Below are 20,002 nucleotides of genomic sequence, written 5' to 3'. Positions count from 1 at the left end.
TTGTTAAATATTCAGTTCTTTTTTGATTTCGTCAAGTTCAAAGCCGATAATAGCTTTTCCATCAATTACGACAGTTGGCGTGGAATAAGCTCCATATTTATTTGTTAGTTCTTTACGTGCATTCCCATCTGCTTTAATATCTTTTTCTTTATATTCGATATTGTTATCATCAAAGAACATTTTCATGATCTTGCAGGGAGGGCAATCCGGTTGGGTATAAAGGGTAACGTCTTTCATTTCATTCCTCCAGGTATGCTTAAAGTGAGTACTTTCTCATTATAGAGAATACCCTTCCATTTGAATAGAGATATACATTATATGTCTACCTATTTATTCTTTTCGCGTTTTTCCAAGTAGTCAATCAAACCCATAGAACAGACCTTAAGGTCCAGGCGAATTATTTCAAAAACGGAATGATCCTTTGTGATGCCCTTTTCTCCTAAATGAGTAGCGACTGTATTGAATATATTTTTGCTGGTTGCGGCGACCTGCTCCTTAAAGCTTGTGTATTCTTTGAAGGCTGTTTCTGCTGTCTCAACAAAAATAGGCAACCAGTAATGAAGTTGCTTATAAACTTCGTTTGGATTTTCCGATACGCCGTAATGGCCAAAATATATCCGTTCAACTCCAATACTCGCATACAGGTCTGCTGCAGCAAGCATCGCTTCAGGATTAAATTGATTTGGTGATGTGGAAGGTAGATAAAATTCATTGCCATCTTCATTTAGCTCACGATAGTAAATACCTACTGTATCACCGGAAAACATACCTTTTGAAACAGAATCGAATATGCTGAAGTGGTGATTGGCATGCCCTGGAGTGTCATAAAAGGTCAATGTAGACGAGTCGCTCGTTTGAAGAGATTCCCTATCTTGTTTAATAATCATTTTATCGTGCGGTATAGGCAAAATCGGGTCAAAAAGTTTGTTGAATTCTTCACCATAGACTGCTTTAGCTCCAGCAATTAATCTTGTCGGGTCTTCTAGATGTCGTGCTCCTTTTGGATGAACAATTACTTTGGCATTCGGGCAATGCTGTAAAAAAAGTCCAGCTCCCCCTGCATGGTCCAAGTGAATATGGGTAAGAATGATATATGTAATATCCTCGGGGGTGATTCCCAGGTCATCAAGTCCCTTTAATAAATGGGGGATAGATGGGCTGGCGGACGTTTCAACTAAAGTTATGTCCTTATCGGCAATTACATATGTACCTGTCCGATTTTTTCTATTCAAATCAAAACCATCGATTAAATAAATCCGATAACCAAGTTCACTAAAGTTTTGCAATAGAATCTACCTCCAGGGAAATTTTTATGTACAAAATCCAATCCTTATTTTATTCTGTTAATAGTGTCATGTAAAGAATGAAGTTTTAAATTATTCTGAATTTATTTCAGCGTGGCTACTGGATAGAAAAGTATGGTATAGTGAAACCTATCGAAAAGGTTTTATTCAGAAAGGAGAGTGAGTATGTCTCAATTACAGGGCATTCTTACCAGATTAAAAAGTCTTCAAGAGCAAGCAAAGGAATCTGAATCTGCTCAGCGTTTTTTTGAAATAGATGGCGTGAAAAAATGCCAGGTTACATATTTCAGCAAAACAGAAATGTTCGAGCTTGAAGTATACAGTGATAAAGGGAAATCATCCAAATATCAGTTCGATAATATTGATATGATTACCATTGAAATCTTTGATCTTCTTCAATCTTAAAAAGATTACGAAAAAAGCCGCATTCCTTTTGGGAATACGGCTTTTTATTATTGAAAAATCAACTCACTTTTTACTTCGTGTATGAAGAAGGGATTTTTACGACACCTTAATAATTGGAGGGATGTAAATGAAAAACCCTATGGTAATATGCCCTGCTTGCGGTGAGGAAAGGGAAATGGCAGATGTATTGACGGCACAGTCCAACCAAAATGTAATATATCAATGCCCGGAATGCGGGTTTAAACAGGTTAACATTAAAACTAGTAAAGGCTAAGTATTTCTTTAGAGAATCCTCAGTTTGGGATTTTATAGGTATTGGAATGAGTCTTTTCTGCTTACATATGTTAAACTAGAAAAAGAGCTGTATATAAAAACATATGGTAAGGGGTTTTAACATGATCGGTACTCATGATGGGGATTTATTGGAATCCAGCGTGAAAGACCTAATGATTTCTTCTGAACGCGTGGCCCACGTGCAGGTAACCAATAATTTAGAACATGCACTATTGGTATTAACAAAGAGCGGTTATACGGCCATTCCTGTGTTAGATCCGATGTATAAACTGCATGGCTTAATTAGCACACCAGTCATTCTTGACTCGATTTTGGGACTGGAACGAATTGAATTTGATAATTTAGAGAATAAAAAAGTTTCCGAAATTATGAATATAGACATACCTCGCCTGCATATTGAAGATACCTTGACTAAAGGTGTAGAATTGTTAATTGACCATCCGTTTGTCTGTGTAGAGAATGATGAACACCTTTTTGAAGGAATCCTAACGAGAAGAGCTATCTTGAAAAAAGTATTTAAACAAAATACATTACCTGAATAAATATGTCAACGCTAAACAGTACAGTTTACCTAAAACTCGCCAATTGGCGAGTTTTCTTGTTTTTTACATATTCTATATAGAGGGCGGTAAACCCTAGAGCTATTACATATTTAGGAAAGGATGCGGAAATTGGTACAATCAGTAAATACTTCGGAAGTACAGAATAAAAAATTGAAACGTCCATTCATCCTAGCTGCCATCATGATGGCTATGTTTATGAATGCAATTGAAGGAACTATCGTTTCGACGGCAATGCCGGCTATTGTCAGTGATTTGGGTGGTTTTTCTCTATATAGCTGGGTGTTTTCTGGATATTTGCTAATGAACGCCGTGACAGTCTTAATTTATGGAAAGCTATCCGATATTCTTGGAAGGAAACCTGTTTTATTATTTGGAATTATTGTCTTCTTAATTGGTTCCATTCTCTGCGGTTTCTCCAATTCGATGACGGAGCTCATTATTTATCGCTTTGTACAGGGTTTTGGGGCGGGGGCAGTAGCACCTGTTGCTTCAACAATTGTGGGGGATATTTATAAAAATGAAGAGAGGGCCCGTGTTCAAGGGTATTTATCAAGTGTATGGGGCATTTCAGCGGTAATCGGACCGGCACTGGGGGGCTTGATTGTTGAATCACTTACATGGAAGCTTGTATTCTGGGTCAACATTCCTCTTGGCTTACTTTCTTTTGTAGGGATTTGGTTCTTCCTTCATGAAAATATCGAAAAGAAAAAACGTGATATTGATTACTTGGGTGCAACGCTATTGACGTTATCGATATCCACCCTTATGGTGGTTCTCGTACAAGGAGGCGTAAAGTGGTCTTGGGCTTCCACACCGGTTGTCTCCCTTGTAATAGTGGCTGTTATAGCCTTTGTCTTGTTTATTGTACAAGAAAAGAGGGCATCCGAACCAATGATGCCATTTGAAATCTGGCAGGAGCGCTCCATCTTAATCGCAAATCTTGTTTCCTTGACAACAGGGGTGATGATGATTGGATTAACGAGTTTTCTTCCGACATTTGTTCAGGGAGTGATGGAACGTTCTCCAACAGTAGCAGGTTTTACACTAACCGCCATGTCAATTGGCTGGCCGATTGCATCTATGGTTTCAGGTAGACTGTTGTTGAAAATAGGTTTTAAAGCAACTTCGCTTCTTGGAGGGTGTTCGCTAATTCTCGGAAGTTCGATTTTAGTATTGATGAAGCCTGAGGCAGGGCCGCTTATCGCTGCGATGGGATCCTTCTTTGTTGGTGTGGGGATGGGCTTGACCTCGACTTCCTTCATTGTTGTTATTCAGAAAACGGTCAGTTGGGAACGTAGAGGGATTGCGACTGCTTCGAATATGTTCATGCGTAATTTAGGAAATACGGTTGGAGCTGCTTTGCTAGGGGGAATTATGAATACAAGGCTTCAAGCATATTTAAACGAGCATGCACCAGTCAATTCGGGAGTGACAATTGACACCGCAAATAAGCTATTGAACAGTAAAGAAAGGGCTTTGCTTCCTGAAAATGTTGTGAAGGTTTTACAGGAAGGACTTACATTGTCGCTACACACGATTTATCTCATTGTCCTAGTCTTTTCTGTAATTAGCTTCATATTACTGACGAGACTACGCAAGAAACAGTAGACCTGTGGCAGTCTAACTAAAGAGGCTGCCATGTGTTAAGAAATGAAATTCATAATCAAAGCAACTGTCAAATCAAAAGAAGTGAAGGCATACCAGTTAATCCGCCGCTTCCGGCCAATGTGCCTATAAAGGATGCTGTAAAACTGATAATCAGCAATAAAATGATCGTCATGGGTACCACTCCGTTTCTTTTCTCTTGTATTATAAGCGGACTTTGTTGATAATTAAATTTAAATAAATTTAATCAACAAGATAAGAATTAATTATCAAGAGGCTGGTGTGTATGTCATTTTCAGAATTTCATTTATTATCCGTACTTGCTCAGGAAATGAATATGAGAAAAGCAGCTGAACGGTTATTTGTTTCCCAACCTGCTTTATCTCAGCGTTTACAAACGATTGAAAAGGAATGGGGCTCAAAGCTGTTTCTCCGTTCGCAAAAAGGTCTTTCGTTGACACCTGCTGGAGAAGCAGTTATTCGTTTGGCCAATGAAGTTTTAGAAAAAGAAGAAAAGGTTAGAGAAAGTATCCAGGCGATGGATCATGAAGTATATGGTACTTTGAAAATTGCCTGTGCCTCAATAGTAGGACAGAATTGGCTGCCTCAAGTTTTGAAAAAGTTTGTCCAAAAATATCCGTATGCCAAAATCTCTTTAATCACGGGCTGGAGCAGTGAGATTTTAAAGTCCTTGTATGAAGGCCAAGTACATATTGGTATCATTAGGGGAGCACCAGATTGGAAAGGGGTAAAACAGCATTTATTTACGGATATGCTTTATTTGGTCGACACTGAAATGAAGGAACTGAACCAAGTATTCGAAACAGACCGGCCATTCATTCAGTTTAAAAGCGATTCAAACTATTATCAGGAAATTCAGGACTGGTGGCACCGGCAATTTAAAACGACCCCAAAAAACACCATCGTGGTCGATCAAATCGAAACATGCAAACAAATGGTGTTTAATGGGATAGGATATGCTATTCTCCCAGCAATCACTTTACATGATAAAGATACAAATATATTCAAAATCCCCCTTTTAGATGGGCATAATCATTCAATTGAACGAGATACATGGCTTTGTGGCTATGATTCTGCTTTTCAGCTTAAGCAGGTCCAAGCATTCACAGAAGTAGTGAAAGAGCATATTAGGGACCAAGGAATGTTATAGTTCATTTGCCGAAAATGTCAATGGGGTAGAATAATATATATCAATGACATTCAACTTGTCTTGCCGTCAGTTGTCTGGTAAATTAAAGACGAGTAATGATACATATTTAGGAGGTTTTTCGAGAATGAATAAAATGGATGCAAACGAAATTATTTCTTTTATCTCAAATAGTAAAAAATCAACACCTGTAAAGGTATATATCAAAGGTGAATTAGAAGGCATAGATTTTGGTCAAGCTTCTAAAACTTTCATTACAGGTAATACCGGAGTTGTATTCGGTGAGTGGTCTGAAGTTGAAGTGGCTATTGAGACAGCTGGAACAAAAATTGAGGATTATGTAGTTGAAAACGACCGTCGTAATTCCGCTATTCCTTTATTGGACTTAAAAGGCATCAAAGCTCGTATCGAGCCTGGCGCAATTATCCGTGACCAAGTGTCAATCGGAGATAACGCAGTGATCATGATGGGCGCATCGATCAATATTGGATCTGTTATTGGTGAAGGCACAATGATTGACATGAACGCAATACTTGGTGGACGCGCAACAGTGGGTAAAAACTGTCACGTAGGTGCAGGCGCTGTTTTAGCAGGTGTTATTGAGCCTCCTTCCGCGCAACCTGTTATATTAGAAGACGATGTATTAATCGGAGCTAATGCAGTTGTTCTTGAAGGTGTAAAAATCGGTCAAGGTTCAGTTGTAGCGGCAGGCGCAATTGTAACGAAAGACGTTCCTCCATACTCGGTGGCTGCTGGTATTCCAGCAAAAGTGATTAAACAAATTGACGAAAAAACTAAATCTAAAACTGAAATCATGCAAGAACTTCGTCAACTTTAATTTCTAAAGTAAATAGGTGTCAAGAGCGTGGATAACTATATCCACGCTTTCTGTATAGGGAGGGAATAAGATGGAAACAAGTCCGTTTGCCGCCATCCGGCGTGATTTGCATAAAATACCGGAGATAGGTTTTCAAGAATTTAAAACGCAGCAATATCTACTGAATTACATAACGAAATTGGCGTCAGAGCGAATGGAAATAGAGACTTGGCGAACAGGGATATTTGTGAAAATAAAGGGACGGAACCCCCGAAAAATAATTGGCTATCGTGCGGATATAGACGGTCTACCGATTAAAGAGGAAACTGGATTACCTTTTACTTCTAATCATGAGGATTATATGCATGCTTGTGGCCATGATTTTCATATGAGCATAGGTCTAGGGGTTTTGACATATTTTGTGGAAAACCCGATTGATGATGACTTACTATTTATTTTTCAGCCGGCGGAAGAGGGGCCTGGTGGAGCTGAACCAATGCTGAAATCCGAAACGATGAAAAAATGGAAACCGGATATGATTCTTGCTTTGCATATAGCTCCAGAGTATCCGGTTGGAACGATTGCCGTTAAAGAAGGTCTTTTATTTGCCAATACATCTGAATTATTTATTGACCTGAAAGGGAAAGGTGGGCATGCAGCTTACCCTCATCATACAAATGACATGGTCATCGCTGCCTGCTCACTTGTCGGGCAACTGCAAACTATCGTTTCCCGCAATGTGAATCCGCTTGATTCAGCTGTCATAACTGTTGGAAAGATTACCGGAGGCACCGTCCAAAATATCATTGCAGAGACAGCGCGCTTAGAAGGGACAATACGCACGCTTAATCCTGAATCAATGGTAAAGGTTAAGTCACGGATTAAAGCACTTGTAGATGGTATTCAAGCGGGTTTTGAATGCGTGGCAGAGATTGACTATGGCGCGATGTACCATCAGGTATATAATGAGGAGCAGTTGACACAGGAATTTATGGAATATACGGAGCAGTCATCAGAGGTCGATTTATATCGCTGTACCGAAGCGATGACTGGTGAAGATTTTGGATACATGCTAAAGGAAATTCCAGGTTTCATGTTCTGGCTAGGGGTTTCATCCGAATACGGTTTACACCACGCTAAGTTAACTCCGGATGAAAAAGCAATTGAACTTGCCATCAATCATTTAACAAATTATTTAACGTTTAAAGGCAATAAAGCTTAATTGCTTTTCCGTACTAGGATAGGAAGTGTGCTTTAAGGAGCGAGACGCTGTATATCCTAATAGAATGAAAGATGTTGGAGGGCTTACTGTGAAAAAGGAATTTGCAGTGATTGGACTTGGTCGTTTTGGCGGCAGTATAGTCAGGACGCTAGCTGAAGAAGGTTTAGGAGTTCTGGCTATCGATGCAAATGAAGATCGTGTCAATGAATTTGCTAGAATTGCTTCACATAGCGTAGTAGGGGATACGACTGATGAAAGTGTCCTCAGAAATATTGGAATTCGTAATTTTGATCACGTCATTGTAGCGATCGGTGAAAATATTCAGGCGAGCATCTTGACGACGCTTATGCTTAAAGAGTTGGGTGTCAGCAATGTTACGGTAAAGGCGCAGAATGATTATCATGAGAAGGTACTACGTAAAATCGGCGCTGACTTTGTTGTGCACCCGGAGCGAGATATGGGGAGAAGGATTGCCCATAATATCGGGTCTAATAATATTCTCGACTATTTGGAGCTTTCTGATGAACACTCCATTGTTGAAATTGTAGCAAGCCAAAAGATGAATGGGAATTCAATATTTGATCTTGATATCCGTGCTCACTACGGGCTAAATATTGTCGCTATTAAAAGAGGAAATGAAATCAATGTCTCTCCACAAGCAAACGATTTAATTCATAAAGGCGATATATTGATAGTTATTGGAGCAGATTCCGACATCAATCGTTTTGAGAAAAAGATTGTAGAATGAAATTGAGACCTCTTCCATATCGAACAGGCTCACTTCTTTAGGAAGCTTTTAACCTATAGTGTACGTAGAATGTAAGGAAATAGTATTAAACTAAAAAAAGCCCCAGCCAGGGTAATGGCTGGAGGCTTTTTTTAGTTTATTGAACCTCCATGATGATCGGTAGGATCATCGGACGGCGTTTTGTTTTTTCATATAAGAATGGAGACAATGTATCTGTAATTTCATTTTTAATTTCGGACCATTGAGTAGTTTTGCGATCCATTACTTTATTCAGGTGCTTAGTGATTAAGGATTGAGCATCGCTAATAAGGTCTCCAGATTCTCTCATATAGACAAATCCACGTGAGATGATGTCCGGACCGGATGCAATTTTGAATTCCTTCATATTAATGCTGACAACGACAACGACAAGACCTTCTTCAGAAAGAATCCGACGGTCGCGTAAAACGATGTTTCCGATATCGCCGATGCCGCTTCCATCAATATAAACAGAACCTGAAGGGATTTTCCCAGCGATTTGTGCTGTGTTTTCACTTAACGAAAGCACTTCACCATTATCCATGATAAAGCAATTTTCTTCAGGAACCCCGCAATCAACTGCATGTCGGGCATGAAGTTTCTGCATCCGATATTCACCATGAATTGGCATGAAGAATTTTGGCTTAATTAAACGAAGCATAAGTTTTTGTTCTTGTTGGCCGCCATGCCCGGATGTATGAATATCATTCAATGGACCTGAAATGACGTCTGCGCCTGCACGATATAATTGATTAATTGTTCTAGAAACACTGATTGTGTTACCTGGAATAGGTGAAGAAGAAAACACAACTGTATCACCAGGTATAATTTGGATTTGACGGTGAGTACCGTTCGCAATCCGCGAAAGGGCTGCCATTGGTTCACCTTGGCTACCTGTACAAAGGATGGTTACTTTGTTAGCAGGCATCCGATTTAATTGCTGCACATCAATAAATGTATCTTTAGGAGCTACAATATAACCAAGGTCTTGACCAATAGCAATAGCTGAATCCATGCTACGGCCGAAAACAGCAATTTTACGGCCATTTGCTACAGCTGCTTCTACTACTTGTTGAAGACGATGGATGTTTGATGCAAATGTTGCAAATATAATCCGTCCGTCCACTTTACGGAAAATGTCTTGAATGGTATCGCCAACGCGGCTTTCAGACATCGTGAAGTTCTGTACTTCACTATTCGTACTGTCTGAAAGTAAGCACAATACTCCTTCTTTACCGATTTCCGCCATCTTAGTTAAGTTTGCAGGTTCGCCTACAGGTGTAAAGTCGAATTTAAAATCACCAGTATGAACAATTTGTCCAGGCGGTGTTTTTACAACGATTCCATAAGAATCCGGGATGCTGTGAGTTGTGCGGAAGAAAGAGACGGAAGTTTTCCGAAATTTAATCACTTCATCTTCACTGATTTCGATCATGGTTGTCTGACGTAAAAGACCGTGTTCTTCCAATTTATTACGAAGTAATCCAAGTGCTAGCTTACCGCCATATACAGGGACATTCACTTTTCTTAATAAATAAGGAATCCCGCCAATGTGGTCTTCATGGCCATGAGTGATGAAGACACCTTTAATTTTATCTACATTTTTCTCTAAATAACTGTAGTCAGGAATCACATAGTCAATTCCGAGAAGTTCGTCTTCCGGAAATTTAATTCCAGCATCAATAACGATGATTTCGTCTTGAAATTGAACAGCATATGTGTTCTTACCGATTTCGCCTAAACCGCCCAAGGCGAATACAGCTGTTTGATCATTTTTTACAAATTTCATAAATTATAGCTCCAATACTTTATAATCTTCATTTTGTTTTTCATATTCTAAATATGCTCCAGTTACTGCTGTTACGAATTCTACGTTATAAGGTTCTTTTTTTAATTTTAAACGAACGTCACGAACGGATTCACCTTCGACAAACATTGTTTTAGTATTCTCCCTGATGGGAACCTCTGCTATGGTTACTTGATAGTATACCTTAAATACCATTTTAATCTCTCCTCACTTGTTTGCATTGCTTTTTTCATTATATATAAAAACAACAATTTTTTCATGTTTTTCAACATCATGTAAAAATAAACCCAGCTCCGCCATAAAAACGGAAGGGGTTTTAGTTAACTGATTATACCAATGTCTTAAAAGTATATAAAAAATAGTCAGCCGAATCAGGTATTCAATTCATCGCGGCCTTCTCTATTCTTTTATCCTATCCGTTTTTACTATGTGTAAAACTTAAATCGATAAAGAAAAGTTTTTGGTCAACTTTTTTAGGGTGGAAATCAGTTTGACTGCGTTTATTCTATTGTGTTACGAAGTCTTTTTTCGCAACCGATTTCTTGCTTTAAGTGTCTAACCCTTAGTACAGCGTTCCATTAAGAGACAACGCTTCATATTCCGAATGCAATATGTACTTACTTGAAATTTTCAAAGCCAAGATAGAAGAAGGCTTAACAAGAACTTTACAACAAGGAAGAAGCCCTCCGCAAGTTTTTGAAGGGCTGTACGAAAAAAACTCGCATTTGGATGACGGCCAAGGCACAATAGGTACGGCAGTTCATGCGATTGATTTTTTTCTTAAAAGATCATTCCACTGTTTTACAAGCTTTTTACGAAGCTTTTTTAACATGGCGATCACACTCCCTTAATTATTATTGTATAGGATTATTCAATAAAGTAAATATGTCTTTACAAGTACTTGGCCCATTTTTGTAAAAAAAGGCGTAATACTCAGTAGATAACTAGGCTTTTAGAGGTAATATAGAAAAGGTGCAGATTTGGGAGGAGAGAGTAGGAAGAATAAGTTGAGCTTTAATGAATTTTATTTACAGTAGTATATGCTCATTTGTAAATAAAAAACGTAGCAATAAATGTTAATTGACAGGTGTGGGTTACTTGACTTATCTTTATGACAATTATTAAATGGGTACATATTAAAAAAGGAAAACTGAATGAATTGGAAGTGAAGAGTTAGTGAAAATCGTATTCTTTGATATTGATGGAACATTGCTAGATCATGAAAAAAAGTTACCTGCCTCAACGAAAAAAGCTATTAAGCAATTACAAGACAATGGGGTTTTTGTTGCGATTGCTACAGGTAGGGCTCCGTTCATGTTTGAATCTTTAAGGGAAGAGCTTGGCATCGATACATTCGTAAGTTTTAATGGACAATATGTTGTTTTTGAAGGTGAAGTCATTTACAAAAATCCTTTAAGTTTGTCTGAAATAAAAAGGCTTCACGAACATTCTGAAAAAAATAATATACCAATTGTATTTATGAATGAAGAGACAATGAAATCTAGTGTACCGCATCATAGCAGAATTGAGGAGGCATTAAGCAGTCTGAAGTTTCCACATCCAGAACTTCATGCCGATTTTTACGAAGATCATGACATATACCAAGCGTTATTATTTTGCTCTGAGGATGAAGAAGGGAAATTTGTTGGTCAGTATGATAAATTTCATTTTATTAGATGGCATACGTATTCGACGGATGTACTTCCATTCGGTGGGTCAAAGGCAGAAGGTATAAAGATATTAATGGAAAAAGTCGGATTTGGCCTTGAGGATGTTTATGCATTCGGGGATGGGTTAAATGATATAGAGATGTTAAAAGTAGCGGGATATGGCGTGGCAATGGGGAATGCCAGTCAGCTTTTGAAGCAGGAGGCCGACTTTGTAACGAAGGATGTCGATAATGATGGTATACTTTACGGATTAAAAGAACTTGATCTGATCTAGAACTAAAAACTCCCGTCAACTGATGGGAGTTTTTTATCACTTAGTTAGCTCATCTTTCTACCGCAACGGAATTTTCTGGAATGGTAAAGGGATCTTTTGGATTAATATGATCATAAAACAAGATTCCGTTCAGATGGTCGATTTCATGTTGAAAGCAAATGGCTGGGGTCCCTTTTAAGCGGAGCTGAACCAGTGTTCCATCCAGAGTCGTACCTGATACCATTATTCGAGCATAACGTGATACATAACCAGAGATTGGACGATTAACTGAAAGACAACCTTCACCTGTCGTTAAGTAGGCTTTCTCCACTGAATGGCTAATGAGTTTAGGATTGAAAAGAGCGTAGCTATACAGTTCACCATTTTTATCTTTTAAATGAACGGCAATCATCCGTTTTGAAACATTTACCTGTGGTGCGGCCAAGCCTATCCCAGCTCTTAAACCATATTGAGCTGAAATTTCAGGATTCTGGCTATTTTGGACATATTCCATCAAGCTGGTTAAAAGTTGCTTATCTTCATCAGAAGCCGGCAGTGGTACTTCCAACGCGACTTTCCTTAATATTGGATCGTCTTCGTTAACAAAATCATCCATAGTAAGCATAATCTTTCACCCCATTAAAAATTTATAATATATGTATAGGGTTATTTTAACAAAAAAAATACGAAAAGTTAATGGACTGTATACTTAGGCTTTTGGATTGATAAAAGAGAACATGATAGGGATAGGATCAATACTCAAATCCCTATCCCTATCATGATTGTATAAACCGATTGTGATCTTTTTTTTAAAATCATTCATTTTTTTGTGAAATCAGGGTAAATAGATAACATATTCGGGTAAAGGTAGTAGTAATTATCTGTTTAGCAGAAGCAGGCGCCGACAATGATAAGCAGGATGAAAAGGACGATGATTAGAGCAAAGCCGGATCCAAAGCCGCCTCCACATCCGCCTCCACATCCCCCATAACCATAGCTGGGTGCAGCGGAAACCGGATAACAACAATCCTGGGTGTAACCTCCATACATAATTTTATACCTCCGTTTTTATATTGTTAAAGTATTGACCACTCTAAGTTGAAACGGTCTCTACAGCCTATGCAATACGGTTTAAAGGGTGTAGGCTAAAGCCTAGTAATGGAAAATTCCTGCTTAGAATATGATTAGTACAAGAGTCTGCAATCATCTAAAACAGATGAGTAGAAAAATATCCTACTTCAAAGAACTATCAGGAGGAGCTGTCGATGTTGAAACGTTTTCGTCTATATTTTGTTTTACTTCTTTCCTTAACAATTATGTCTGGTTGTTTTAGTAGTTCCCCGGAAGAAAAAATCCATAAAATTCTTGAAAAAACTACGGAGAAGGAAAGTGATTTTACCGAGCATCAAGAGCCACTTAATAAATTGGAGAATAAAGAAAAAGAGCAATATGATAAAATTATTAAACTTGGAATGAATGAATATGAACAAATCGTTGAACTTTCAGATGAAGCAACTAAGAATATTGATGAACGCGAGGCTATTATTGAAAAAGAACATAACAGTATGCAGGCCTCAAAAAAACAATTTAATAAGATAGAAGAACAAATTGGGAAAATAGAAGATAAGAAGGTAAAAAAAGAAGCCACTGAAATGAATAAGATAATGAGTGAACGATATAGCACGTACGATAACCTATATGAAGCTTATCAGCAAAGCTTAGAGTATGATCGTGAATTGTATGAACTATTTAAAAAAGAAGATTTGAAAATGGATGAGTTACAAGGCCAAATCAAGAAAATCAATACCTCATATACAAAAGTGTTGAAAACGAATAGCCAATTTAATGAATTAACTGAAAAATCTAATCAGAAAAAAGAAAGTTTTTACAACAGTTCAGGAATAGAAATGGCAGATTCAACCAAAAAATAATTATTTAATGGGCTGTGGGTAATACCCATAGCCTATTTTTTATGCATTCATTAGTTTATTAACTAAAAAATTCTAGAATAATTTTTTTATTCAATATATAAAAGAACTCCTAAATATAAAAAATGAAGAAACTGTACTAAAAAAATTCTAAAATAGAAAATCTAACAGCAGAATGAAATGAAAGCGTTTAAAAATTTTCTCGAAATATTATTTTAAAGTCTCAAATGCCTTTAGTTAAAGCAATTTGGGAATCGATTGGATAGTCAATAGAAGTGAAATATTATACTTCAGTACCTATAAATTAAAAAAAGGAAGAAAATTTATAGTACAGTTACAAAATCAAAACTAACACAGTGATGAAGATTTGGCGTTGGAAATTCTATTGAATCTTAAAAATAAGGAAATACAAGTGATTGACTTGACGTGAATGCATCTTGTAAACTAAATTTATAAAAGTTCTTGTATCATTTTTCTTGATTTTTTTTATGGTACAGAATAAGATTGAGACATATTAACCATATCCACGTTTGAGGGATTAGGCTTAAGGGAAAAATAAAAGAATGCATTGTTGAAGAAACTATAAAGCAAAATATTTTTGCTTATAGAATAATAATAGCAAACCTTTTTAATGAAAGGATGAGGTGCCAAATGGCTCAAAAAACTAAACAAGCTAAATTTAATGTTCAGAATCAGCTTAAGAAAGTGGAAGAACAATTTGAAACTTTTCAAATTATAAATGAAGAAGGAGAAGTCGTTAACGAAGCGGCAATGCCTGATTTAACTGATGAACAACTACAAGAATTAATGCGCCGCATGGTTTATACGCGTATCTTGGATCAACGTTCAATTTCATTGAACCGTCAAGGGAGATTAGGGTTCTATGCACCGACTGCCGGTCAAGAAGCCTCGCAAATCGCTTCCCAGTATGCATTGGAGAAAGAAGATTTCATTCTTCCAGGTTATCGTGATGTGCCGCAAATTGTTTGGCATGGTCTGCCGCTTTGGCAAGCATTCTTATTCTCAAGGGGACATTTTAAAGGGAATCAAATCCCGGAAGATGTTAATGTAATTTCACCGCAAATTATTATCGGTGCTCAGTATATTCAGGCTGCAGGTGTAGCTTTAGGTATGAAAAAACGCGGTAAAAAAGCAGTAGCAATCACATATACGGGTGACGGTGGTACATCACAAGGGGACTTCTACGAAGGAATCAACTTTGCAGGTGCATTTAAAGCACCAGCTATTTTCATCGTACAAAATAACCGTTTTGCAATCTCAACACCTGTTGAATTGCAATCAGCATCGAAAACATTAGCCCAAAAGGGTGTGGCTGCAGGTATTCCTGGCATCCAAGTTGATGGTATGGATGCGTTGGCCGTTTATACAGCAGTTAAAGAAGCTCGTGAACGTGCAATTAATGGTGAGGGCCCTACATTGATTGAAACATTAACTTACCGTTATGGACCACATACGATGGCTGGAGATGACCCGACACGTTACCGTACTTCTGATATGGATAATGAGTGGGAATTGAAAGATCCATTGGTTCGTTTCCGCAAGTTCTTGGAAAACAAAAAACTCTGGAATGAAGAATTAGAGAACGAAACAATAGAAAAAGCAAAAGACGATATTAAAGAAGCAATCAAAATGGCAGATGCAGAACCTAAGCAAAAGGTGACAGACCTTATTGAAAACATGTATGAAGAAATGCCTTATAACTTAAAAGAACAATATGAAATTTATAAAGAGAAGGAGTCGAAGTAAGCCATGGCTCAATTGACGATGATTCAAGCAATTACAGAAGCATTACGTACAGAACTTAAAAATGACGAGAATGTACTCGTTTTTGGAGAAGATGTTGGTCTTAATGGTGGAGTTTTCCGTGCAACGGAAAATCTTCAAAAAGAATTCGGCGAAGATCGTGTATTCGATACACCTCTTGCTGAATCTGGAATCGGTGGATTAGCGGTCGGTCTTTCTTTACAAGGTTTCCGTCCTGTTCCTGAAATTCAATTCTTCGGTTTTATATATGAAGTAATGGATTCCGTAAGCGGTCAGCTTGCTCGTATGCGCTACCGTTCAGGCGGACGTTACAGTGCGCCGGTTACAATTCGCTCACCTTTCGGAGGTGGAGTGCATACTCCGGAAATGCATGCTGATAGCTTAGAAGGTTTAATGGCTCAGCAACCAGGGTTAAAGGTAGTTATCCCTTCCACTCCTTACGATGCTAAAGGCTTATTGATTTCAGCGATTCGTGATAATGACCCTGTCATTTTCCTTGAGCACATGAAATTGTACCGCTCTTTCCGTCAGGAAGTTCCTGAGGAAGAATATACAATTCCATTAGGAAAAGCAGATGTAAAAAGAGAAGGAACGGATTTGTCCATTATTACGTATGGTGCGATGGTACAGGAATCAATCAAGGCAGCTGAAGAATTGGCTAAGGAAGGTCATTCGGTTGAAGTTGTTGACTTACGAACTGTATCTCCATTGGATATTGATACAATCATTGCATCAGTAGAAAAAACAGGACGCGCTATCGTTGTTCAAGAAGCACAAAAGCAAGCTGGCATAGCAGCGAATGTTGTCGCGGAAATTAACGAACGTGCTATTTTAAGCTTGGATGCACCAGTACTACGAGTGGCTGCTGCTGATACAGTATTCCCGTTTTCTCAAGCTGAAACAGTATGGCTCCCTAATTATAAAGACATTATTGAAACGGCGACTAAAGTCTTGAAGTTTTAACTATCTTGAGTAATCGGAATGGTAGTAGCTGCTTGAGGAAGTAATTCGCATTAGAAGAATTACAAGATAAAGGACTTTATTCAAAGCACTAAGTATGATTTAATATAGGAGGTTGAACTCAGTGGCATTCCAATTTAGACTCCCTGATATCGGAGAAGGTATACACGAAGGTGAAATAGTGAAATGGTTTGTTAAACCAGGAGATAAGATCCAAGAAGATGACGTGCTTTGCGAGGTTCAAAACGATAAAGCCGTTGTTGAAATTCCATCACCAGTGGAAGGTACCGTGGAAGAAATCCTTGTTCAAGAAGGAACGGTTGCCGTTGTCGGTGATGTGCTTGTAACATTCGATGCTCCAGGTTATGAAGATCTTCAGTTTAAAGGGGATCATGGAGAAGAAGCGAAGGCAGAAGGTGAGAAGAATACGGAGGCCCAGGTTCAAGCTACGGCTGAAGCTGGACAGGAAGTCAAGAAAGAGGCTGCTCCGGTTCAAGAAAATAGTGCAGAAACGGGCGCGGGATCACAACCACAGGTTGAGGCGGATCCTTCACGACGTATTATCGCCATGCCTTCTGTTAGGAAATATGCACGCGAACAAGGGGTAAATATTCGTGAGATTTCTGGTTCTGGGGATAATGGCCGCATCATGAAAGAAGATATCGATGCTTTCAAAAACGGCAAAACGGCTCCACAGCAACCAGCAGCTCAAAGTGAAGCTTCACAACAAAACGATACGGAAACAACCGAAAAACAAAAAGTTTCAATTCCAGAAGGGCAATATCCTGAAACTCGCGAGAAAATGAGCGGTATGAGAAAAGCGATCGCCAAAGCAATGGTTAAATCCAAACAGACAGCTCCACATGTAACATTAATGGATGAAGTCGATGTGACGCTACTAGTTGCTCATCGTAAGAAATTCAAGGAAATTGCTGCAGAAAAAGGAATTAAGCTTACATTCCTACCTTATGTTGTTAAAGCGTTAACAAGTGCATTGCGTGAATTCCCTATGCTTAACACATCGTTTGATGATGAGGCAAGTGAAATTATCCATAAACACTATTACAATATCGGAATTGCAGCAGACACAGACAAAGGACTGCTCGTTCCAGTTGTAAAAGATGCAGATCGTAAATCAACTTTTGCTATTTCACAAGAAATTAATGAATTAGCTACGAAAGCTCGTGACGGAAAATTGGCTCCTAACGAAATGAAAGGTGCTTCATGTTCCATCACGAATATCGGTTCCGCAGGCGGTCAGTGGTTCACACCTGTAATCAATCATCCAGAAGTTGCCATTCTAGGGATTGGACGCATTGCCGAAAAAGCAATTGTACGCGACGGGGAAATTATCGCCGCTCCAGTTCTGGCATTATCACTGAGTTTTGATCACCGCATGATTGACGGGGCTACTGCTCAGCATGCATTGAATCACATCAAAAAGTTATTGAACGACCCAGAATTATTGCTAATGGAGGCGTAAACAATGGTAGTAGGAGATTTTCCAATCGAAACAGATACTTTAGTGATCGGTTCAGGCCCAGGGGGATATGTTGCGGCAATTCGCGCAGCGCAGCTTGGACAGAAAGTAACGGTCGTTGAAAAAGGAACAATTGGCGGAGTTTGTTTGAATGTAGGCTGTATCCCATCAAAAGCTTTAATTTCAGCGGGACACCGTTTCCATGAAGCTCAACATTCAGAAGACATGGGTATCTTTGCAGAAAAAGTTACTGTTGATTTTTCTAAAGTACAAGCTTGGAAAGGTACTGTTGTAAAAAAATTAACTGGCGGCGTAAGCAGCCTGTTAAATGGTAATAACGTTGAGGTTGTAACAGGCGAAGCTTATTTCGTTGATGAAAACAGCATCCGTGTTATGAATGATGACTCAGCTCAAACATATACATTTAAAAACGCAATCATCGCTACTGGTTCATCACCAATCGAGATTCCGTCCTTTAAATATACAAAGCGTGTACTTAATTCTACTGGAGCTCTTGCTTTGGAAGAAGTTCCAAGTTCTATCGTAGTAATCGGTGGAGGTTACATTGGTACAGAGCTTGGCGGCGCATTCGCCAGCTTTGGAACTAAAGTGACTATTCTTGAAGGTACGGAAGAGATTCTTTCTGCAGGCTTTGAAAAACAAATGGCAGCACTTGTTAAACGTAACCTTAAAAACAAAGGTGCTGAAATTGTTACTAAAGCAAATGCTAAAGGTGTGGAAGAAACTGAAACAGGCGTTACCGTTACTTATGAAGTAAAAGGCGAAGAGAAAAAAGTCGAAGCCGATTACGTTTTAGTAACAGTAGGTCGTCGTCCGAACACTTCAGAAATTGGTCTTGAACAAGTCGGAATCAAAATGACTGACCGTGGTTTAATCGAAACGGATAAACAATGCCGTACAAGCGTGAAAAACATTTACGCAATCGGTGATATCGTTTCTGGACCTCAATTGGCTCATAAAGCTTCTTATGAAGGTAAAATTGCAGCTGAAGCCATTGCAGGACATTCATCAGAAATCGACTATCTTGCTATTCCGGCTGTTGTATTCTCTGAACCAGAACTTGCTTCTGTCGGATATAATGAAAAAGAAGCGAAGGAAGCTGGAATCGAAGCGCTTGCTTCTAAGTTCCCATTCGCTGCAAATGGACGTGCTCTTTCATTGAACAATACGGACGGATTTGTGAAGCTAATCACTCGCAAAGAAGACGGATTGGTTATTGGAGCCCAAATCGCAGGACCGAATGCTTCTGATATGATTGCAGAACTTGGTTTAGCTATCGAAGCAGGAATGACTGCTGAAGATATCGCGATGACAATCCATGCACATCCAACTTTAGGAGAAATCACTATGGAAGCTGCTGAAGTAGCCCTAGGAACTCCAATTCATATTATTAAATAATTGATACCAAAAAAAGCGTGCTGCCATTTGCAGTGCGCTTTTTTTGTTTTTATAAATAAAAAATAAATTAAAACTGGTACAAATTTAATGTCTTCTCCCAAATTAGGATATTTTCTTTACTCAATTTAAATGAAAAGTGCAAAATGCGCATAAGCTATACAAAGGTCTTCATACTTTTTTCTATAAAAGGTTTAAATTGAGTAAAAGAGGAAAAAAATAGAAAGAGCGATGTACTGAAGAATAAGGATGCCGATTAAACAAAGTGGCTGATTATTCAATTTAAATGGGGTGGATCACTTGAAAAATTATCTGGTAATCCTCTTTCAACTAATCGTTTGGAGCGGATATACATTGGTTGAATGGCTTTCTGTTAATGATCGTTTTGTTTTTAAGGTATTTATGTTTCTGGTTTTTTCTTATTTGGCCATTTACATTGGTAAAATGATTTTAAAATCCAACAAGCGGACAATGCTTGTTACCATAATCAGTTTACTATGTTACGGTGTAATGCAAATTCTTTTGGAAACGTTAGTACCCATTTATTGAATTTTGAATC

General features: G+C 38.4%; 22 protein-coding genes. 16 read left to right on the top strand and 6 right to left on the bottom strand.

The genetic code is table 11. The features are described from left to right. Positions 1–3: 3 nt before the first annotated feature. Together JFV29_RS05410 and JFV29_RS05405 are read right to left on the bottom strand one after the other, a co-directional pair. Positions 4–237 carry a glutaredoxin family protein gene (locus JFV29_RS05410; RefSeq protein WP_116821754.1) on the bottom strand — a complete coding sequence of 78 codons (234 nt, stop codon included), beginning with the start codon at positions 235–237 and terminating at the stop codon, positions 4–6. 89 nt (positions 238–326) lie between these two features. Continuing rightward, positions 327–1,286, bottom strand: coding sequence for an MBL fold metallo-hydrolase (locus JFV29_RS05405; RefSeq protein WP_201181622.1), 960 nt, complete (start codon positions 1,284–1,286; stop codon positions 327–329). Positions 1,287–1,469: 183 nt separating this feature from the next. Here JFV29_RS05405 and JFV29_RS05400 point away from each other — a divergent pair, with 183 nt between their 5' ends. The 8 genes from JFV29_RS05400 to JFV29_RS05365 all read left to right on the top strand — a co-directional run bounded on the left by JFV29_RS05400 (position 1,470) and on the right by JFV29_RS05365 (position 8,126). Continuing rightward, positions 1,470–1,709, top strand: coding sequence for a YkuJ family protein (locus JFV29_RS05400; RefSeq protein ID WP_034314086.1), 240 nt, complete (start codon positions 1,470–1,472; stop codon positions 1,707–1,709). A 127-nt stretch (positions 1,710–1,836) separates the two neighbouring features. Continuing rightward, on the top strand, positions 1,837–1,983 hold the full coding sequence (locus JFV29_RS05395; RefSeq protein WP_169787513.1) for a hypothetical protein: 147 nt from the start codon (positions 1,837–1,839) through the stop codon (positions 1,981–1,983). Between the two features lie 121 nt (positions 1,984–2,104). Beyond that, a complete protein-coding gene (gene cbpB, locus JFV29_RS05390; protein WP_053345153.1) occupies positions 2,105–2,545 on the top strand; it encodes a cyclic-di-AMP-binding protein CbpB in 441 nt (146 codons plus the stop codon). 120 nt (positions 2,546–2,665) lie between these two features. Then, positions 2,666–4,174 (top strand): MDR family MFS transporter, encoded by a 1,509-nt coding sequence (locus JFV29_RS05385; RefSeq protein WP_201181620.1) that lies wholly within the window; start codon positions 2,666–2,668, stop codon positions 4,172–4,174. Between the two features lie 283 nt (positions 4,175–4,457). Continuing rightward, on the top strand, positions 4,458–5,342 hold the full coding sequence (locus JFV29_RS05380) for a LysR family transcriptional regulator (RefSeq protein ID WP_053345155.1): 885 nt from the start codon (positions 4,458–4,460) through the stop codon (positions 5,340–5,342). Positions 5,343–5,466: 124 nt separating this feature from the next. Further along, a complete protein-coding gene (gene dapD, locus JFV29_RS05375; protein WP_053345156.1) occupies positions 5,467–6,177 on the top strand; it encodes a 2,3,4,5-tetrahydropyridine-2,6-dicarboxylate N-acetyltransferase in 711 nt (236 codons plus the stop codon). Positions 6,178–6,247: 70 nt separating this feature from the next. Further along, complete coding sequence (locus JFV29_RS05370; protein ID WP_053345157.1) at positions 6,248–7,378, top strand: N-acetyldiaminopimelate deacetylase; 1,131 nt, start codon at positions 6,248–6,250, stop codon at positions 7,376–7,378. Positions 7,379–7,466: 88 nt separating this feature from the next. Next, positions 7,467–8,126, top strand: a complete 660-nt coding sequence (locus tag JFV29_RS05365) for a potassium channel family protein (RefSeq protein ID WP_157444071.1) — start codon at positions 7,467–7,469, stop codon at positions 8,124–8,126. Between the two features lie 136 nt (positions 8,127–8,262). Here the strand turns inward: JFV29_RS05365 and rnjA are convergent, their stop codons facing one another. Together rnjA and JFV29_RS05355 are read right to left on the bottom strand one after the other, a co-directional pair. Further along, positions 8,263–9,933, bottom strand: coding sequence for a ribonuclease J1 (gene rnjA / locus JFV29_RS05360; RefSeq protein ID WP_053345159.1), 1,671 nt, complete (start codon positions 9,931–9,933; stop codon positions 8,263–8,265). A gap of 3 nt (positions 9,934–9,936) precedes the next feature. Continuing rightward, positions 9,937–10,146 carry a DNA-dependent RNA polymerase subunit epsilon gene (locus JFV29_RS05355; protein ID WP_053345160.1) on the bottom strand — a complete coding sequence of 70 codons (210 nt, stop codon included), beginning with the start codon at positions 10,144–10,146 and terminating at the stop codon, positions 9,937–9,939. Positions 10,147–10,562: 416 nt separating this feature from the next. Between JFV29_RS05355 and JFV29_RS05350 the strand changes: the two genes are divergently transcribed. Then, the gene (locus JFV29_RS05350) at positions 10,563–10,802 is read left to right on the top strand and encodes a hypothetical protein (protein WP_053345161.1); all 240 of its coding nucleotides are present in this window, start codon (positions 10,563–10,565) and stop codon (positions 10,800–10,802) included. A 325-nt stretch (positions 10,803–11,127) separates the two neighbouring features. Next, complete coding sequence (locus JFV29_RS05345) at positions 11,128–11,895, top strand: Cof-type HAD-IIB family hydrolase (protein WP_236694876.1); 768 nt, start codon at positions 11,128–11,130, stop codon at positions 11,893–11,895. A gap of 49 nt (positions 11,896–11,944) precedes the next feature. Here JFV29_RS05345 and def read toward each other — a convergent pair whose 3' ends face one another. Continuing rightward, positions 11,945–12,499 carry a peptide deformylase gene (def, locus tag JFV29_RS05340; RefSeq protein WP_201181618.1) on the bottom strand — a complete coding sequence of 185 codons (555 nt, stop codon included), beginning with the start codon at positions 12,497–12,499 and terminating at the stop codon, positions 11,945–11,947. Between the two features lie 260 nt (positions 12,500–12,759). Further along, positions 12,760–12,924: a YjcZ family sporulation protein gene (locus tag JFV29_RS05335; protein ID WP_201181615.1), complete on the bottom strand. Its 165-nt coding sequence runs from the start codon at positions 12,922–12,924 to the stop codon at positions 12,760–12,762. A 215-nt stretch (positions 12,925–13,139) separates the two neighbouring features. Between JFV29_RS05335 and JFV29_RS05330 the strand changes: the two genes are divergently transcribed. From JFV29_RS05330 to JFV29_RS05305, 6 genes are all read left to right on the top strand, one after another. After that, positions 13,140–13,805: a YkyA family protein gene (locus JFV29_RS05330; RefSeq protein WP_201181612.1), complete on the top strand. Its 666-nt coding sequence runs from the start codon at positions 13,140–13,142 to the stop codon at positions 13,803–13,805. 648 nt (positions 13,806–14,453) lie between these two features. Further along, entirely contained in the window at positions 14,454–15,569 is a 1,116-nt protein-coding gene (pdhA, locus tag JFV29_RS05325) for a pyruvate dehydrogenase (acetyl-transferring) E1 component subunit alpha (RefSeq protein WP_201181610.1), read from the top strand. Between the two features lie 3 nt (positions 15,570–15,572). Beyond that, a complete protein-coding gene (locus JFV29_RS05320; protein WP_053345166.1) occupies positions 15,573–16,550 on the top strand; it encodes an alpha-ketoacid dehydrogenase subunit beta in 978 nt (325 codons plus the stop codon). Between the two features lie 121 nt (positions 16,551–16,671). Beyond that, positions 16,672–18,030 carry a dihydrolipoamide acetyltransferase family protein gene (locus JFV29_RS05315; protein ID WP_056530562.1) on the top strand — a complete coding sequence of 453 codons (1,359 nt, stop codon included), beginning with the start codon at positions 16,672–16,674 and terminating at the stop codon, positions 18,028–18,030. Between the two features lie 3 nt (positions 18,031–18,033). Further along, positions 18,034–19,446, top strand: a complete 1,413-nt coding sequence (gene lpdA / locus JFV29_RS05310; protein WP_201181608.1) for a dihydrolipoyl dehydrogenase — start codon at positions 18,034–18,036, stop codon at positions 19,444–19,446. A 288-nt stretch (positions 19,447–19,734) separates the two neighbouring features. Beyond that, positions 19,735–19,992, top strand: a complete 258-nt coding sequence (locus JFV29_RS05305) for a hypothetical protein (RefSeq protein ID WP_309446312.1) — start codon at positions 19,735–19,737, stop codon at positions 19,990–19,992. Positions 19,993–20,002 lie beyond the last annotated feature (10 nt).

Source organism: Peribacillus sp. TH16 (assembly GCF_016651095.1).
Lineage (GTDB): Bacteria > Bacillota > Bacilli > Bacillales > DSM-1321 > Peribacillus > Peribacillus butanolivorans.
The sequence above is the reverse complement of the archived record's forward strand: the minus strand, read 5'-3'. Positions and strand labels throughout refer to the sequence as shown.

Bases quoted from the DNA above. Each gene is read 5' to 3' on its own strand.
- JFV29_RS05410 (WP_116821754.1), bottom strand. From the start codon at position 237: ATGAAAGACGTTACCCTTTATACCCAACCGGATTGCCCTCCCTGCAAG.
- JFV29_RS05400 (WP_034314086.1), top strand. From the start codon at position 1,470: ATGTCTCAATTACAGGGCATTCTTACCAGATTAAAAAGTCTTCAAGAG.
- JFV29_RS05395 (WP_169787513.1), top strand. From the start codon at position 1,837: ATGAAAAACCCTATGGTAATATGCCCTGCTTGCGGTGAGGAAAGGGAA.
- cbpB (WP_053345153.1), top strand. From the start codon at position 2,105: ATGATCGGTACTCATGATGGGGATTTATTGGAATCCAGCGTGAAAGAC.
- JFV29_RS05385 (WP_201181620.1), top strand. From the start codon at position 2,666: ATGCGGAAATTGGTACAATCAGTAAATACTTCGGAAGTACAGAATAAA.
- JFV29_RS05380 (WP_053345155.1), top strand. From the start codon at position 4,458: ATGTCATTTTCAGAATTTCATTTATTATCCGTACTTGCTCAGGAAATG.
- dapD (WP_053345156.1), top strand. From the start codon at position 5,467: ATGAATAAAATGGATGCAAACGAAATTATTTCTTTTATCTCAAATAGT.
- JFV29_RS05370 (WP_053345157.1), top strand. From the start codon at position 6,248: ATGGAAACAAGTCCGTTTGCCGCCATCCGGCGTGATTTGCATAAAATA.
- rnjA (WP_053345159.1), bottom strand. From the start codon at position 9,933: ATGAAATTTGTAAAAAATGATCAAACAGCTGTATTCGCCTTGGGCGGT.
- JFV29_RS05355 (WP_053345160.1), bottom strand. From the start codon at position 10,146: ATGGTATTTAAGGTATACTATCAAGTAACCATAGCAGAGGTTCCCATC.
- JFV29_RS05350 (WP_053345161.1), top strand. From the start codon at position 10,563: ATGTACTTACTTGAAATTTTCAAAGCCAAGATAGAAGAAGGCTTAACA.
- def (WP_201181618.1), bottom strand. From the start codon at position 12,499: ATGCTTACTATGGATGATTTTGTTAACGAAGACGATCCAATATTAAGG.
- JFV29_RS05335 (WP_201181615.1), bottom strand. From the start codon at position 12,924: ATGTATGGAGGTTACACCCAGGATTGTTGTTATCCGGTTTCCGCTGCA.
- JFV29_RS05330 (WP_201181612.1), top strand. From the start codon at position 13,140: ATGTTGAAACGTTTTCGTCTATATTTTGTTTTACTTCTTTCCTTAACA.
- pdhA (WP_201181610.1), top strand. From the start codon at position 14,454: ATGGCTCAAAAAACTAAACAAGCTAAATTTAATGTTCAGAATCAGCTT.
- JFV29_RS05320 (WP_053345166.1), top strand. From the start codon at position 15,573: ATGGCTCAATTGACGATGATTCAAGCAATTACAGAAGCATTACGTACA.
- lpdA (WP_201181608.1), top strand. From the start codon at position 18,034: ATGGTAGTAGGAGATTTTCCAATCGAAACAGATACTTTAGTGATCGGT.